17 protein-coding genes are annotated in these 15,747 nt (G+C 46.3%); all 17 read left to right on the top strand.

Translation table 11 applies throughout. The features are described from left to right. The first annotated feature begins 8 nt into the window (after positions 1-8). The 17 genes from MHB63_08535 to dusB all read left to right on the top strand — a co-directional run bounded on the left by MHB63_08535 (position 9) and on the right by dusB (position 15,663). On the top strand, positions 9-746 hold the full coding sequence (locus MHB63_08535; protein ID MEK3806584.1) for a VWA domain-containing protein: 738 nt from the start codon (positions 9-11) through the stop codon (positions 744-746). After that, entirely contained in the window at positions 712-1,794 is a 1,083-nt protein-coding gene (locus MHB63_08530) for a serine/threonine-protein kinase (protein ID MEK3806583.1), read from the top strand. Before MHB63_08535 ends, MHB63_08530 begins: the two co-directional genes overlap by 35 nt. A gap of 108 nt (positions 1,795-1,902) precedes the next feature. After that, on the top strand, positions 1,903-3,291 hold the full coding sequence (tilS, locus tag MHB63_08525) for a tRNA lysidine(34) synthetase TilS (protein ID MEK3806582.1): 1,389 nt from the start codon (positions 1,903-1,905) through the stop codon (positions 3,289-3,291). Between the two features lie 21 nt (positions 3,292-3,312). Beyond that, on the top strand, positions 3,313-3,855 hold the full coding sequence (hpt, locus tag MHB63_08520) for a hypoxanthine phosphoribosyltransferase (GenBank protein ID MEK3806581.1): 543 nt from the start codon (positions 3,313-3,315) through the stop codon (positions 3,853-3,855). A 103-nt stretch (positions 3,856-3,958) separates the two neighbouring features. Continuing rightward, positions 3,959-5,890 carry an ATP-dependent zinc metalloprotease FtsH gene (gene ftsH, locus MHB63_08515; GenBank protein ID MEK3806580.1) on the top strand — a complete coding sequence of 644 codons (1,932 nt, stop codon included), beginning with the start codon at positions 3,959-3,961 and terminating at the stop codon, positions 5,888-5,890. 214 nt (positions 5,891-6,104) lie between these two features. Next, positions 6,105-6,872: a type III pantothenate kinase gene (locus MHB63_08510; protein ID MEK3806579.1), complete on the top strand. Its 768-nt coding sequence runs from the start codon at positions 6,105-6,107 to the stop codon at positions 6,870-6,872. Between the two features lie 18 nt (positions 6,873-6,890). After that, entirely contained in the window at positions 6,891-7,766 is an 876-nt protein-coding gene (gene hslO, locus MHB63_08505; protein ID MEK3806578.1) for an Hsp33 family molecular chaperone HslO, read from the top strand. 23 nt (positions 7,767-7,789) lie between these two features. After that, on the top strand, positions 7,790-8,698 hold the full coding sequence (locus tag MHB63_08500) for a peptidyl-prolyl cis-trans isomerase (protein MEK3806577.1): 909 nt from the start codon (positions 7,790-7,792) through the stop codon (positions 8,696-8,698). Positions 8,699-8,818: 120 nt separating this feature from the next. After that, positions 8,819-9,742 (top strand): cysteine synthase A, encoded by a 924-nt coding sequence (gene cysK, locus MHB63_08495; protein MEK3806576.1) that lies wholly within the window; start codon positions 8,819-8,821, stop codon positions 9,740-9,742. Positions 9,743-9,855: 113 nt separating this feature from the next. Further along, positions 9,856-11,274, top strand: a complete 1,419-nt coding sequence (gene trpE / locus MHB63_08490; GenBank protein ID MEK3806575.1) for an anthranilate synthase component I — start codon at positions 9,856-9,858, stop codon at positions 11,272-11,274. A gap of 11 nt (positions 11,275-11,285) precedes the next feature. Continuing rightward, the gene (gene pabA, locus MHB63_08485) at positions 11,286-11,870 is read left to right on the top strand and encodes an aminodeoxychorismate/anthranilate synthase component II (protein MEK3806574.1); all 585 of its coding nucleotides are present in this window, start codon (positions 11,286-11,288) and stop codon (positions 11,868-11,870) included. Beyond that, a complete protein-coding gene (gene pabC / locus MHB63_08480; GenBank protein ID MEK3806573.1) occupies positions 11,870-12,730 on the top strand; it encodes an aminodeoxychorismate lyase in 861 nt (286 codons plus the stop codon). Before pabA ends, pabC begins: the two co-directional genes overlap by 1 nt. A 14-nt stretch (positions 12,731-12,744) precedes the next feature. Then, positions 12,745-13,602 carry a dihydropteroate synthase gene (folP, locus tag MHB63_08475; protein ID MEK3806572.1) on the top strand — a complete coding sequence of 286 codons (858 nt, stop codon included), beginning with the start codon at positions 12,745-12,747 and terminating at the stop codon, positions 13,600-13,602. After that, entirely contained in the window at positions 13,595-13,957 is a 363-nt protein-coding gene (folB, locus tag MHB63_08470) for a dihydroneopterin aldolase (protein ID MEK3806571.1), read from the top strand. The genes folP and folB overlap by 8 nt, the downstream gene beginning before the upstream one ends. Beyond that, on the top strand, positions 13,954-14,481 hold the full coding sequence (folK, locus tag MHB63_08465; GenBank protein ID MEK3806570.1) for a 2-amino-4-hydroxy-6-hydroxymethyldihydropteridine diphosphokinase: 528 nt from the start codon (positions 13,954-13,956) through the stop codon (positions 14,479-14,481). Before folB ends, folK begins: the two co-directional genes overlap by 4 nt. Continuing rightward, the gene (locus tag MHB63_08460; protein MEK3806569.1) at positions 14,430-14,639 is read left to right on the top strand and encodes a helix-turn-helix transcriptional regulator; all 210 of its coding nucleotides are present in this window, start codon (positions 14,430-14,432) and stop codon (positions 14,637-14,639) included. Before folK ends, MHB63_08460 begins: the two co-directional genes overlap by 52 nt. 22 nt (positions 14,640-14,661) lie before the next feature. Next, a complete protein-coding gene (dusB, locus tag MHB63_08455) occupies positions 14,662-15,663 on the top strand; it encodes a tRNA dihydrouridine synthase DusB (GenBank protein MEK3806568.1) in 1,002 nt (333 codons plus the stop codon). The last annotated feature ends 84 nt before the right edge of the window (positions 15,664-15,747 follow it).

Here is a 15,747-nt window from a genome sequence, read left to right as displayed (position 1 = left end):
CTGAACCAATGAATAAAGGGAAACTGAAACAAATACTGCTGATAACTGACGGGTGTTCCAATCATGGCGAAGATCCGGTCGCGATGGCTGCTCTTGCAAAAGAACAGGGGATTACGGTTAACGTCATTGGAATACTGGAAGAAAACATTGTAGACCAGGATGCGATCAATGAAATCGAAGGAATTGCCATGTCCGGAGGCGGAGTGAGCCAGGTGGTATATGCTGAGCAGCTGTCACAGACGGTTCAAATGGTCACAAGACAGGCGATGACTCAAACTCTGCAGGGTGTTGTGAACTCCGAACTGCAGCAGATTCTGGGCAAAAAAGTGACAATGGAGGAGCTCTCCCCGGAAAAACGGGGTGAGGTCATGGAAGTAGTCGATGAGCTTGGAGAAACAATCGGCATGGAGATCCTGATTCTTGTTGATACAAGCGGAAGCATGAAACCTAAGCTTCCGACCGTTAAAGAATCTCTGCTTGATTTATCAATCAGCCTGAATTCGAGAATAGGAGAAAATCAATTTTCAGTGTCTGTATTTCCTGGGAAAAAGGAAGAAGTTGAAACGGTCCTTGACTGGACGCCGAAACTTGAATCTCTCTCTTCTATTTTCCCAAAGCTGACAACAGGCGGCATCACGCCTACGGGACCTGCCATTCGCGATGGCATCCATTCGTTTAAGAAAAAGCGTTCGTTAAGGAGCCTGCTTTCAGATGATGAACAATACTTCAATGAATCAAACATGTAATCTTCTGCCCGGCACTGTCGTTGAAGGAAAGTGGCATCATAACAAGTACCGTATTGTAAAGCCGCTTGGACAGGGTGCTACAGGGATCGTTTACTTGGCAGAAGGGAGAAGTGGACTTGCCGCTTTGAAGGTAAGCGGGAACAGCATGTCCATTACGTCCGAAGTGAATGTTCTTAAGCACTTTTCAAAGGTCCGGGGGAGTTCCCTTGGGCCTGCTTTAGTTGATGTAGATGACTGGATACATCCAAGAACGGGAGAGCAGGTTCCGTTTTATGTGATGGAATATATCAGCGGAAAGCAATACCTGGATTTCATCAGCAATCAGGGATTGGAATGGATAGGGGTGCTGACGGTTCAGCTGCTGTCGAATTTAGAGGAGCTGCACAGGGCCGGATGGGTATTCGGCGATTTGAAGCCTGAAAATCTGATGGTGGCAGAACGGCCGGTAAAGCTGAGGTTCATTGACGTTGGGGGTACAACTCTGAATGGGAGGTCAATCAAAGAATTCACCGACTTTTTTGACAGAGGGTACTGGGGTCTTGGCACCCGCAGGGCTGAGCCATCCTACGATTTGTTTGCAGCTGCCATGATCGTCATTAACTCTGTTCATCCAAAACGGTTTAAAAAGCAGGATGAGGGCGGCAGACAGCTCATGGAAGTCATTCAGGACCACCCTTATTTAAGAAAGCATTCAGCTGTTTTGAAAAAAGCGTTATTGGGAAAATACCACTATGCTGCTGATATGAAAAAGGACTTTCTGACGTCTCTCTATGAGCAGGGTTCAGCACCGCAAAAGCAGCAGAAAAGCCGCGTGCAGACAGGACAGGCTCAAGCGGCAAAACCGTCTCAGGTGCATGGACGGCAAAGCAGAACATCCAAACAGGCGAAAGCAGTGAGACCCGGGCCATCAGGCAATGCAGCAAGTCAGGGGCCGGTCCGTGTAAAAGCAAAAAAGAAAAGCAGGACCGGAGGATGGGTTGAAACCGTCATGATCCTTGCCGCACTTTGCATTATCTACTCGTTTTACGTCTATCACTATCTGATGTAGCGCGAATTTATGGTAAATATGTGAACGGGGGACTTCTTTTTTGCAGGGCTGAAAGCTGTCATGATAGTATGAAGGTACGCAAAGACTATGCTATAAAAGAGGAATGCCATGCTAGAACGTTTCAGACGTTTTCTTACACGCTATAAAGTGAAAGACACAGCAGTCGTCATAGGTGTATCAGGAGGTCCTGATTCACTCGCCCTGCTTCATTTATTTATCCGGCTTAGATCCGAATTCGGCCTGAGTCTTGCTGCGGCTCATGTTGATCACATGTTCCGGGGAGCTGAATCCGCCCTTGAAATGGAATTTGTAAAGGAGTTTTGCCGGAACCATCATGTTCTGTGCGAAGCTGTGCAGATCGATGTCTCGAAGTATGCGGAAGAAAACCCTGAGATGAGCATTCAGAGCGCGGCAAGAGAATGCCGTTATTCCTTCTACGAAAGAGTCATGAAGAAGCATCAGGCTTCGTTCATAGCTTTAGGCCATCATGGCGATGATCAGATCGAGACGATTCTGATGAGAATGACAAGGGGCAGCGCGGGAACAGCGCTTGCCGGGATACCGGAACACAGGGAGTTTGCAGGCGGAAGCATTATCCGGCCTCTGCTTTCAGCTGATAAAAGTGAAATCCTCGAATACTGCAGCCTGAACCATCTGGCTCCAAGGTTTGACCCGAGCAACGAAAAGCTTGATTACACCCGCAACCGCTTCCGTAAACAGGTTCTTCCATTCCTGAAGGAAGAGAACCCGAAAGTGCACGGGAGATTTCAGTATTTCAGCAGGACTTTCAAAGAAGATGAAGAGTTCTTACAGGAATTATCGAAAGAAAAGTTGAATACAGTGTTGAAAAGGAAAGAAAAGCACGAAGCCGAACTCGATATCGATTTGTTCAACACCCTGCCTATGCCTTTACAAAGAAGATGTATTCAACTAATATTAAACTATCTTTATGAAGACCAACCATCTTCCCTTTCTTCTATACATATTGAGAGTCTACAATCCTTACTCTCGCATACACATCCTTCCGGTTCACTAGATTTTCCAGACGGCCTTAAAGTAATCAAATCCTACCAAACGTGTTTGTTTACTTTTGAACAAATAAAGGACCAGTCATTTTCAAGGACAGTGCAGATCCCGTCAAGCACAGTACTTCCAGACGGGCATCTCCTAACTTGTGAAATCATCAGCGGAAAACCTGATGAATGGATAGCTGGAAACGATGTGTTCGTCATGCCGGCCGAGTCTTTGACCAAGCCTCTGCTTATAAGGACAAGAAAGCAGGGCGATAAAATCAAACTGAAGGGCATGAACGGTACGAAAAAAGTAAAAGATATATTTATTGATGCAAAAGTACCGGTCCATAGAAGGAACAGCTGGCCTGTTTTAGAAGATGGCAGCGGCAAGATCCTTTGGCTTCCCGGCCTTAAAAAGTCTTCATTTGAAGATGCCGGGTGCGGCGCAGGTGACTACGTTGTTTTGCAATATAAAGAGCAATGATTTTGTAGGGGGCAACTTGTAATGAAGCAGGATATCGAAAAAGTATTAATAACAGAAGAAGAAATCAGCCGGAAGGTAAAGGATCTGGGAGCTCAGCTTACTGAAGAGTATAAAGACCGTTTCCCTCTTGCTATCGGAGTGCTGAAAGGCGCTATGCCGTTCATGGCAGATCTGCTGAAGAACATTGATACATACTTGGAAATGGACTTTATGGATGTTTCAAGTTATGGTACTTCTACAGTATCTTCCGGTGAAGTGAAAATCCTGAAGGACCTTGACACTTCAGTAGAAGGCAGAGACATCCTGATTATTGAAGATATCATCGACAGCGGGCTTACACTGAGCTACCTTGTAGAGCTTTTCCGCTACCGCAAGGCAAAAACGATCAGCATCGTGACGCTTCTTGATAAACCAACAGGACGCAAAGCAGATATTCAGGCTGATTATGTGGGCTTTGAAGTGCCGGACGCATTTGTTGTAGGTTATGGACTTGACTACATCGAACGCTACCGCAATCTCCCTTATATCGGGGTGCTGAAGCCTGAAATTTACGAAAATAAGTAAATGCAGCATTTGTCAAGTACCAAAACGGCCAATCAGTTGTATTGGAATGATTTTCTATGATACTATTTAAAATAGTTGTGTTTACTGTGGGAGGAGGTAAGGAATGAATCGGATCTTCCGTAATACCATATTTTATTTATTAATCTTTTTAGTGGTTATTGGAGTCGTCAGTTTTTTCCAGGGAAACAACACAAAAACTGAGCCATTAACTTACAGTACGTTCATTTCCAAACTTGAAGCTGGTGACGTGGATAATATTACGATACAGCCGCTTCGCGGAGTATATGAAGTAAAGGGCCAGCTGGATGATTATAAAGAAGAAGAGCAGTTTGTAACACATGTACTGAGCGACAAAGCTCTGGACCGTGTTGATGCTGCAGCGCAGGGCAAAACGAGTGTTAAATTTGTTCCTGCAGAAGAAACGAGCGGATGGGTAACATTCTTTACATCCATCATACCGTTTGTCATTATCTTTATTCTTTTCTTCTTCCTGCTCAACCAGGCTCAGGGCGGCGGAAGCCGTGTAATGAACTTCGGCAAGAGCAAAGCGAAGCTCTACAGCGAAGAAAAGAAAAAAGTGCGTTTCAAAGATGTTGCCGGTGCTGACGAGGAAAAACAAGAGCTTGTCGAGGTTGTTGAATTCCTTAAAGACCCGCGCAAATTTGCCGAGCTTGGCGCCCGTATTCCAAAAGGCGTTCTGCTTGTAGGACCTCCGGGTACAGGTAAAACCCTGCTTGCCCGCGCTGCAGCAGGTGAAGCCGGCGTTCCGTTTTTCTCTATAAGCGGATCTGACTTTGTTGAAATGTTCGTAGGGGTGGGAGCTTCCCGTGTCCGCGACCTTTTCGAAAATGCAAAGAAAAATGCTCCTTGTATCATCTTTATCGATGAAATCGATGCTGTTGGACGCCAGCGCGGCGCCGGTCTTGGCGGCGGCCATGACGAGCGCGAGCAGACGCTGAACCAATTGCTCGTTGAAATGGATGGATTCGGCGGAAACGAAGGCATCATCATGATTGCTGCAACGAACCGTCCGGATATTCTTGACCCGGCACTTCTGCGTCCGGGACGATTTGACCGTCAAATTACAGTCGACCGTCCGGATCTTAAAGGCCGTGAAGCGGTGCTTGAAGTTCATGCCCGCAATAAGCCTTTAGATGATACGGTAAACCTGAAGTCCATTGCAGCCCGTACACCTGGCTTCTCGGGTGCAGACCTTGAGAACCTGCTGAACGAAGCAGCGCTAGTTGCAGCACGCCGCAACAAGAAGAAAGTGGATATGACGGATATAGACGAGGCGACAGACCGCGTAATTGCAGGTCCAGCCAAGAAAAGCCGCGTTATTTCCAAAAAAGAACGCAATATTGTTGCCTATCATGAAGGCGGACATACGATTATCGGTGTTGTTCTTGATGAAGCCGATATGGTTCATAAAGTAACAATCGTGCCTCGCGGTCAGGCTGGCGGCTATGCCGTTATGCTTCCAAAAGAGGACCGTTATTTCATGACGAAGCCTGAGCTGCTTGATAAAATTACAGGATTGCTCGGCGGACGTGTGGCTGAGGATATCGTCTTCGGCGAAGTGAGCACAGGTGCGACGAACGACTTCCAGCGTGCCACTGGCATTGCAAGACGCATGGTAACGGAGTTCGGTATGAGTGACAAGCTTGGACCGCTTCAGTTCGGACAGTCCCAGGGACAGGTATTCTTAGGCCGCGACTTTAACAGCGAGCAGAATTACAGTGATGCGATTGCCCATGAAATCGACATGGAAGTACAGCGCATCATTAAAGAATGCTACGAGCGCGCTAAGAAAATCCTTACTGAAAACCGCGATAAGCTTGAACTGATTGCTCAAACCCTGCTTGAAATCGAAACTCTCGATGCAGAGCAGATCAAGCATCTGGTGGATCATGGCACCCTGCCTGACCGTCCGGTTTCAGAACATGAAAAGAAAGAAGATGTAAAAGTAAACATCCTTCCAAAAAAGGATGAAGAGCAGACATCTGAGATTCACGAAGACCGTAAAGAAGACTGATCATACATCAAAACCGCATGTTCACATTGAACATGCGGTTTTTTAACGCCGTTTCAGGTTCTTCCTTTTGCAATCCGCTGCCTAAAAAGACTAAAATGAGTGAGGGAAGACAGGGCTGCACACATAAATTTTGCATAAATTCAAGGCGGCTTCATGATATGATGAAAGAGTATTGAATACAGAGAAAAAGAATTTGGATAAAGTGGTGATACATATGTTTTTAGTGCTGGATGTAGGGAATACAAATACCGTTTTAGGCGTTTTTGAAGGGGATGCTCTGAAGCATCACTGGCGCATTGAGACGACGCGCAACAAAACAGAAGATGAGTTTGGCATGCTCATCAAATCCCTCTTTGAACATGAAGGCATTCATCTGACCGATATTAAAGGAATCATTATCTCCTCTGTTGTGCCGCCGATTATGTTCTCGCTTGAGCGGATGTGCACGAAATATTTCAAACAGAAGCCCCTCGTTGTCGGACCTGGCATCAAGACAGGCTTGAACATTAAATATGAGAATCCCCGTGAAGTAGGTGCAGACCGAATTGTGAATGCAGTGGCAGGCATCCATTTATACGGCGGTCCTCTGATTATTGTTGATTTCGGCACAGCCACAACCTACTGCTATATCAACGAGGAAAAACAATATATGGGCGGTGCGATTGCTCCGGGAATCAATATCTCAACTGAGGCTCTCTATTCGAGAGCAGCCAAGCTTCCAAGAATCGAAATTGCGCGACCTGATGATATTATCGGCAAAAATACGGTCAGCGCTATGCAGGCGGGCATTCTTTACGGGTATGTCGGACAGGTTGAAGGCATTGTCGGGAGAATGAAACAGCAGTCTAAAGCAGAGCCTAAGGTTATTGCAACAGGAGGACTTTCAACGCTGATTGCTTCTGAGTCGAAGGTGATTGACATCGTTGATCCGTTCCTCACACTCAAAGGACTTCAGCTGATTTTTGAACGAAACAGCATTTAATTGGAAAGGTGATAAAACATGGATTATCTTGTAAAGGCACTTGCGTATGACGGACAAGTGCGTGCATACGCAGCTAAAACGACAGACACAGTTGGAGAGGCGCAAAGAAGGCATCAGACATGGCCGACTGCATCTGCAGCCCTGGGCCGTTCAATGACGGCTGGTGTCCTGATGGGCTCAATGCTTAAAGGCGACAGCAAAATGACGATTAAAGTGGAGGGAGGCGGGCCTATAGGCGTGATTGTCGTTGACAGTAATGCAAAAGGCGAGGTTCGCGGCTATGTGACAAACCCTCAAACACACTTTGATTTAAATGCAAAAGGAAAGCTTGATGTAGCAAGAGCGGTTGGGACATCCGGAACGCTTTCTGTTGTAAAGGATCTTGGCATGAAAGAACATTTCACAGGTTCAGTTGAACTTGTGTCAGGTGAACTTGGCGAAGACTTTACCTATTATCTTGTCAGCTCTGAGCAGGTTCCCTCATCCGTTGGGGTAGGCGTACTTGTTAACCCTGACAACACAATCCTCTCGGCAGGCGGCTTCATCATTCAGCTCATGCCCGGCACGGACGAATCAACGATTGCGGAAATTGAAAAACGGCTTGGAAGTGTAGAGCCAATCTCGAAACTGATCCAAAAAGGGCTTTCGCCGGAAGAAATTCTGTTTGAGATTCTCGGCAAAGATCATGTGAAGATTCTTGATCAGCACCCAGTTGCTTTTCACTGCCCTTGCTCACGCGAGAGAATTTCAAATGCCATTATCAGTCTTGGAGCGGATGAAATCCAAAGCATGATTGAAGAGGACGGCAAAGCAGAAGCAGAATGCCACTTCTGTAATGAACGGTATCATTTTTCAAAAGAAGAACTGACAGAGCTGAAAGACGAAGCGCGCTGAACATGCGGTCAGGAGATGGAGAGATGAACAGAAAAGCGGTCTGGCTGATTATCTTCGGACTCGTGATCATCAACTGTTTTACTCTGGCATATTTTCTAACAAAGGATGACAGCATCGCTGCAACTGGACCTGCTTCAAAGGGAAGCTCAGAATCCATTGCATCTGTCGGGGATAAGGAAATAACAAGAGAGCAGTGGATGGCAGAGCTTGAAGATCGTTTCGGCAGGGAAACACTTGAAGAAATGATTAATTTTACGGTTGTTGAGGAGCTTTCTGAAAAACATGACATCAAAATTCCTGATGAGGAGCTTGAACGGGAGCTTACGATGTATAAATCCATGTACAATTCACTCGACAACGAGCAGCTTTCAGAAGACGGAGAGCTGCGCGAACAGATCAGGTACAGCATGCTGCTTGAAGAGCTGCTGACAAAAGATGCTGAAATTCCGGAGAAGGAATTAAAGGCCTATTACGAGTCCAATCAGGATCTCTATTCCATTAGGGATACGTATCACCTTTTTCACATTGTGACGAAGACAGAGGCAGAAGCGAAAAAGGTAATCGAAGAGCTTGAGGGCGGCTCGAGCTTTGAAGCGCTCGCTGCGGAAAAATCAATCGATGAGTTTTCTGCCAACGAGGGCGGAGACCTTGGCTATGTTTCATCAGAAAACGATTATCTTCCGGCTCAATATATCGAAGAAGCTGAAAAGCTCAAAAAAGATAAGTGGAGCGAGCCGATTAAAAGTGAAAACGGCTATTCTGTCATCCTCCTGAAAGAGAAGGTTAACGGAGTGCAGTACTCATTTGAAGAAGCTAAGAACCAGATCAGACGGCAGATTGCCCTTGAGCAGATGGAATCAGCCGTTTCTGTAAAGCCTCTATGGGAAGAAGCGGGAGTAACGTGGTTTTACGGCAGCGACACACCCCAATGATAAAACAGAATTGAGCATTTTGCCCTATCCGAGAAGTAAGAAAAGATTGACAATTCAGACTGAGGTTTGGTACATTCTTTTTAAAGCCAATAAAAATACTCGGAAATAGAGGTGGTCAGATTGACGCGTGTAGCAAATTCTATACACGAACTGGTTGGGGAAACACCTATTGTCAAATTAAACCGCATTGTAGATGAAAACAGTGCAGATGTATACCTGAAACTTGAATTTATGAACCCTGGAAGCAGCGTAAAAGACCGCATAGCGCTTGCGATGATCGAAGCTGCCGAAGAAAAAGGGCTTCTTAAAGAAGGCGATACGATCATTGAACCGACAAGCGGAAATACAGGCATCGGACTTGCGATGGTTGCAGCTGCAAAAGGGATTAAAGCAATCCTGGTTATGCCTGAAACAATGAGCATGGAGCGCCGGAACCTCCTTCGGGCGTACGGTGCCGAGCTTGTTCTTACTCCTGGTCCTGAGGGCATGGGCGGAGCCATCAGAAAAGCGGAAGAACTTGCAAAAGAGCATGGCTATTTCATGCCTCAGCAGTTCAAAAATGAAGCAAATCCTGAGGTCCACCGCCGTACGACAGGTCCTGAGATTGTCAGCCAGATGGGCGGCCAGCTTGATGCATTCATAGCTGGAATCGGAACGGGCGGAACCATTACAGGTGCCGGCGAGGTTCTTAAAGAAGCTTATCCTGATATAAAAATCTATGCAGTGGAGCCTGCTGACTCACCTGTCCTTTCAGGAGGCAAACCGGGTCCTCATAAAATCCAGGGCATTGGAGCAGGATTTGTTCCGGATATCCTAAAAACAGATATTTACGACGGTGTCATTCAAGTGAAAAATGAAGAAGCTTTTGAAGTGGCGCGGAAAGCGGCTAGAGAAGAGGGTCTTCTTGGAGGCATTTCTTCCGGTGCAGCGATTAAAGCAGCGCTTCAAGTAGCGAAAGAGCTTGGTAAAGGCAAAAAGGTTCTTGCCATTATCCCAAGTAACGGGGAAAGATACTTAAGCACGCCGCTTTATCAATTTGATTAATCAAGAAACAGCCCTTGGGCTGTTTTTTTTGTTTATGGGAGAAATTTTCAACATGTATTCTTCCCCTGTTTTATGTAAAATGAACTTATGAGTTTTTAAGGAGAGGGTTAAGCATGCACCTTGAGAGAAAACCGCTTGCAAAGAAGGCGGCTTACAATCTTGATTTCTTCAGACAATATCAGCATCTTTCCAGAAACGAGGAGCGCCACGCAATCCTTGAAAGCGGCAGGGGCGGCCGGTACAGCATCGCGGGCCTTCACCCGGCTGCAGTCATTAAAGGGAAAGATTCGGTTCTTTCAATCCGGACAAAGGACGGAACTGAGCAGCGGACAGGAAATATTCTCGATGAATTCAGGAGCTGGTTCAGTCAGTTTAATACCGTAAAGAATGATGAGCTTCCGGATTTTCAGGGCGGGGCGATCGGTTTTTTCAGCTATGATTGTGTAAGAGCGTTTGAGAAGCTTGAAAGCCGTTCTATTGACGATCTTGAAACGCCGGATCTATATTTTCTGCTTTTTGATGATTTGGCCGTTTATGATCATCAGACAAAGGAAATCTGGTTCATTACCCACTATTCATCTGAAGCTGACCTAAAAAAGGCGCAAAACAGAATAGCTGAAATGGAAAAGCGCTGGTTTGAAAAACAGACAGCTGCATTTGTTCATAAGCCTGCAGGCGGAACCGGAAATTCTGCATCCCCGCACCGGTTTACAAAAGAATCGTTTATGGATGCTGTTGAGACAATTAAGGAATACATTGCAAACGGTGATGTTTTTCAGGTGAACCTGTCTGTCAGGCAGACTGAACCTCTTAAGGTGCATCCGCTTAAAGTGTATGAAACCCTGAGGGAAGTGAATCCATCGCCGTATATGGCTTATCTGGATCTGCATGATTTCCAGATTGTGAGCGGCTCGCCTGAGCTGTTGGTTAAAATAGACGGCGAACACGCAAGCACGAGGCCGATTGCGGGAACAAGGTCAAGAGGGGAAAGTGAAGAAGAAGATCAGAAGCTTGCTTCAGAGCTGATTGAAAATGAGAAAGAGCGTGCTGAGCATGTTATGCTTGTTGATCTTGAACGGAATGACCTTGGAAGAGTGTGCAAATACGGTACGGTTGAAGTAAACGAGTTTATGGTCATCGAAAAATATTCACACGTGATGCACATCGTTTCAAATGTCCGCGGCCTGCTTGCAGAAGGAAAAGATTATCTGGATGTCCTGAAAGGTGTTTTTCCGGGAGGGACGATTACCGGAGCTCCCAAAATCAGAACGATGGAAATTATTGAGGAGCTTGAGCCGACAAGAAGAGGCATTTATACAGGATCAATCGGTTGGATTGGGTATAATGGAGATATGGAAATGAACATTGTCATCCGCACGCTGCTTGCGAAGGACGGACATGCCTACATCCAGTCAGGAGCCGGAATCGTCATCGATTCCAATCCTAAACACGAATATAAAGAATCGCTCAAGAAGGCGCAGGCCTTGCTTAGGGCGAAAGAGCTGAGCGAAGAAGAGACTATGACAGTATGAGGTGAGAGAGAATGATTTTAATGATTGATAACTATGATTCGTTTACGTTTAACCTGGTGCAGTATTTAGGAGAGCTTGGAGAGGAGCTTATCGTTCGCAGGAACGATGAGATCACGCTCGATGAAATTGAAGAGATGGCTCCTGATTTTCTTATGATATCCCCTGGTCCATGCAGTCCGAATGAAGCTGGAATCAGCATGGCTGCCATTGAGCGCTTTGCGGGGAAAATTCCGATTTTCGGAGTTTGTCTTGGACATCAATCCATTGCGCAGGTTTTCGGGGGAGATGTTGTCCGCGCAGAACGCCTGATGCACGGGAAAACATCCGAAATGCACCACGACGGCAAAACGATCTTTAAGGATATTGAGAATCCATTCACAGCTACCCGCTATCATTCACTGATTGTGAAAAAAGAAACCTTGCCTGACTGCTTTGATATCACAGCATGGACAGAAGAAGGCGAAATCATGGCGATCCGCCATAAAACACTTCCGGTTGAAGGTGTGCAGTTCCACCCTGAGTCAATCATGACATCCTTTGGGAAGAACCTGCTCGGCAATTTTATTCAAACGCACCGGCCTGCTGAAAAGGTCTGATGTATATTTACTTGAACTCCGAATTCATTCCGGCAAAGGATGCCAGGATCTCTCCCTTTGACCACGGGTATCTTTATGGTCTCGGGGTGTTTGAAACGTTCAGAGTCTATAAGGGGCATCCGTTTTTGCTTAATGATCACATGAGTAGGCTGAAAAAAGCCATGGGAGAGCTGAATATTCAGCTGGATGAATCCAGCCTGAATATAGAAGAGATCATTCAGCATCTGCTTCTGCTTAACGATCTGCAGGATGAGGATGTGTCGGTGCGCCTCAACGTATCAGCGGGAGACGGCGGACTGATGTTCGGTGCCCTGGAATATCGCGAACCTACTGTCATGATGTTTATGAGAAAACTGCCTGAATTGCCGGCTGACCTTGAAAAACGAGGGCTTCTTCTGTCTGTTCCGAGAAATACGCCTGAGGGGAAAGAACGGATCAAGTCCCATCATTATCTGAACAATGTTCTGGCGAAGCGAGAAGCAGGAAATGATCCTTCAATCGAGGGGATTTTTCTTACGAAAGAAGGGTTTGTGGCAGAAGGGATTGTCTCAAATCTCTTCTGGGTAAAGGATGAGTGTGTGTATACACCTTCTTTAGATACAGGGATCTTGAACGGTATCACCCGGCAGTTCGTCATCCGCTGTCTGGAAAAAGAGGGAATGAGGTGGGTGGAAGGCAGGTTTACAGCAGAGGAGCTGCTCCAGGCTGATGAAGTATTTGCCGTAAACTCTGTTCAGGAAATCATTCCGCTGAAAGAAATTGGCTCTAGCGTTTTTTCGGGAAAGAATGGCGCTGTAACGCAAACACTAAAAAGGATCTATAAGCAAAGCAGAATGCTGAAAAGCAGAGAAGAGCTGTAAAGGATTGATGATAAATGGACACCATTTTAGCTGATGATAAAAAGGATCTGATCTGCGGTCCGTACCGATTAAATCCTTATGAAAAGACATTGATTATGGGGATTTTAAATCTGACGCCTGACTCTTTTTCAGATGGAGGCAGGTTTAACCGCATAGAAACGGCGCTAGCCCACGCGAAGGAAATGATTGCAGACGGAGCGGATATCATTGATGTCGGGGGAGAGTCTACACGCCCCGGCGCGGATTTTGTCCCTGCTGAAGAAGAAATCCGGAGAGTTGTTCCAATTATAAAAGAACTTTCTAAAGAAATCAGTGTTCCAATCTCCATTGACACATACAAAGCAGAAGTGGCAGAGGAGGCTGTTCTTGCCGGAGCAACGATTCTAAACGATGTATGGGGGGCAAAAGCAGATCCTGAAATGGCTGCTGTTGCTGCCAAATACGATGTGCCGATTATCCTCATGCATAACCGGCCGGAACGGAATTACACCGCGCTGATTCCGGACATGATCTCAGATTTGAATGAAAGTGTCTCAATCGCCAAACGCGCAGGTGTTAAGGACAGCAAAATTATCCTTGACCCGGGCATCGGGTTTGCGAAGACGATGGAGGATAATCTTGAGGTCATGAGAAATCTGGAGACTTTTTGTCAATTGGGGTATCCGGTCCTGCTCGGAACATCAAGAAAATCCTTCATCGGCCGCATACTCGATCTCCCGCCTTCTGATAGAATGGAGGGTACAGGGGCTACAGTGTGCCTCGGAATCGAAAAAGGATGCAGCATTGTGAGGGTGCATGATGTGAAAGGAATTGCAAGAATGGCAAAAATGATGGATGCCATGATTGGAAAAGGAGCGGCTGAGCTTGGATAAAATTTTTGTGAACGGGATGGAGTTTTACGGGTATCATGGTGTTTTTCCTGAAGAGACGAAGCTTGGCCAGCGTTTTCGGGCTGACCTGACCATTGAGCTTGATTTAAAGCAGGCAGGGCAGACAGATGATCTGCAGCACACGGTCAATTATGCTTCGCTTTATAAAATTTGCAAAGGTGTTGCTGAAGGAAAGCCGTTCAAGCTTGTAGAAGCTGTCGCCGAGAACATTGCGGCAGAGGTTCTTGAAGAATTTCAGCAGGTAAGCTTCTGCACAGTAAAACTTTACAAGCCGGACCCGCCGATACCCGGCCATTACGACTATGTGGCCGTGGAGATCAGGAGAGGACGCTCATGAACAGAGCCTTTCTTGCGCTTGGCAGCAACATCGGAGACAGAGAGCGCTATTTAAAAGATGCGATCCTGAGCTTGAATGAACATTCTTCTATTGAGGTGGAGGAAATTTCCTCTATCTATGAAACAGATCCAGTGGGTTATGAGAATCAGGATGCATTTTTAAATATGGTGCTCTCCGTCCGCACAGATCTGACAGCGTTTGAGCTGCTGTCTGTCATGCAGGGGATTGAACAGAGTCTCGGAAGAAAAAGGGATATCAGGTGGGGTCCCCGGACTTTGGACCTTGACATTTTACTCTATAATCACGAAAATATTGAAACAGAGCAACTAATTATTCCACACCCTAGGATGTTAGAGCGTTCGTTCGTATTAATCCCGTTATATGAGATAGACCAGAATATTCATATACAAGCAAGCAGTCAGCCGCTTTCAGTCATAATCGATCAACTACCGGACAAAGAAGGGGTACGAATATGGAAGCAGCAGAAAAATGGGGAAGACGTATTCGGGCTTTTCGAAAATTAAAAGGATATACCCAGGAAGGGTTTGCAAAAGACCTTGGCATATCTGTGTCTGTTTTAGGTGAGGTTGAACGCGGGAACAGGCTTCCGAATGATCAGCTTATTGAAGAAGTAGCGGCCGCGCTGAACGTCACGATAGAAGAGCTTTCACCGAGAGAGTAAGGCTCTGAAAGGAGGTAACCCGATGTTTAAAATCGGCGATATCCAATTGAAAAACCGCGTTGTCCTTGCACCTATGGCCGGAGTCTGCAATTCGGCATTCCGCCTGACGGTGAAGGAATTCGGAGCGGGACTTGTCTGCGCTGAAATGGTCAGTGATAAAGCCATCCTTTTCAACAACGCAAGAACGATGGACATGCTCTACATTGATGAGCGGGAAAAGCCTCTCAGCCTCCAGATCTTCGGAGGAGAAAAAGAAACACTTGTAGAAGCTGCCAAGTTTGTCGATAAAAACACTACAGCCGATATCATTGATATCAATATGGGCTGTCCTGTTCCGAAAATCACAAAATGTGATGCCGGGGCTAAATGGCTGCTTGATCCGGATAAAATCTATGACATGGTTTCTGCCGTTACAGATGCAGTAGATAAACCGGTTACCGTGAAAATGCGCATTGGATGGGACGACCAGCACATCTTTGCTGTCAAGAATGCGCAGGCTGTAGAAAAAGCCGGAGGCAGCGCAGTAGCTGTTCATGGGCGTACAAGAGTTCAGATGTATGAAGGAACGGCGGATTGGGCTATCATTAAAGAAGTAAAAGAATCTGTCGGCATTCCGGTCATTGGGAACGGGGATGTGGAAACACCTCAGGATGCCCAGAGAATGCTTGATGAAACAGGTGTTGACGGCGTGATGATCGGCCGTGCCGCACTGGGAAACCCCTGGATGATTTACCGTACGGTTCACTATCTCGAAACAGGTGAACTGATCGGCGAACCTTCAGTACGCGAAAAAATGGATGTATGCAAACTTCATCTCGACCGTCTGGTTGCCCTTAAAGGCGAAAAAACGGCTGTCAGAGAAATGAGGAAGCATGCTGCATGGTACTTGAAGGGAATCAGAGGGCACGCCATTGTAAGAAATGCCGTAAATACGACTGAAACAAGAGACGAGCTTGTGAATCTGCTTGATGAATTTACATTGCAGGCAGAAGCGAAAGAACAAAGCAGCATACAGGCAGGATGAACTGCCTTTCCCCGCAGCGATTGCACACTGCCAGTTTGAACTGGCAGTTTTTCTGCATTCGCCGGTATAATTGACTAACAAGCC

The sequence above is a fragment of the Bacillus sp. FSL H8-0547 genome, assembly GCA_038002745.1.
Lineage (GTDB): Bacteria > Bacillota > Bacilli > Bacillales > Bacillaceae > Bacillus_P.
This window is presented reverse-complemented; position numbering and strand designations above follow the sequence as displayed.

Coding starts and splice junctions, on each gene's coding strand:
- MHB63_08535 (MEK3806584.1), top strand. CDS start 9: ATGAATAAAGGGAAACTGAAACAAATACTGCTGATAACTGACGGGTGT.
- MHB63_08530 (MEK3806583.1), top strand. CDS start 712: ATGATGAACAATACTTCAATGAATCAAACATGTAATCTTCTGCCCGGC.
- tilS (MEK3806582.1), top strand. CDS start 1,903: ATGCTAGAACGTTTCAGACGTTTTCTTACACGCTATAAAGTGAAAGAC.
- hpt (MEK3806581.1), top strand. CDS start 3,313: ATGAAGCAGGATATCGAAAAAGTATTAATAACAGAAGAAGAAATCAGC.
- ftsH (MEK3806580.1), top strand. CDS start 3,959: ATGAATCGGATCTTCCGTAATACCATATTTTATTTATTAATCTTTTTA.
- MHB63_08510 (MEK3806579.1), top strand. CDS start 6,105: ATGTTTTTAGTGCTGGATGTAGGGAATACAAATACCGTTTTAGGCGTT.
- hslO (MEK3806578.1), top strand. CDS start 6,891: ATGGATTATCTTGTAAAGGCACTTGCGTATGACGGACAAGTGCGTGCA.
- MHB63_08500 (MEK3806577.1), top strand. CDS start 7,790: ATGAACAGAAAAGCGGTCTGGCTGATTATCTTCGGACTCGTGATCATC.
- trpE (MEK3806575.1), top strand. CDS start 9,856: ATGCACCTTGAGAGAAAACCGCTTGCAAAGAAGGCGGCTTACAATCTT.
- pabA (MEK3806574.1), top strand. CDS start 11,286: ATGATTTTAATGATTGATAACTATGATTCGTTTACGTTTAACCTGGTG.
- pabC (MEK3806573.1), top strand. CDS start 11,870: ATGTATATTTACTTGAACTCCGAATTCATTCCGGCAAAGGATGCCAGG.
- folP (MEK3806572.1), top strand. CDS start 12,745: ATGGACACCATTTTAGCTGATGATAAAAAGGATCTGATCTGCGGTCCG.
- folK (MEK3806570.1), top strand. CDS start 13,954: ATGAACAGAGCCTTTCTTGCGCTTGGCAGCAACATCGGAGACAGAGAG.
- MHB63_08460 (MEK3806569.1), top strand. CDS start 14,430: ATGGAAGCAGCAGAAAAATGGGGAAGACGTATTCGGGCTTTTCGAAAA.
- dusB (MEK3806568.1), top strand. CDS start 14,662: ATGTTTAAAATCGGCGATATCCAATTGAAAAACCGCGTTGTCCTTGCA.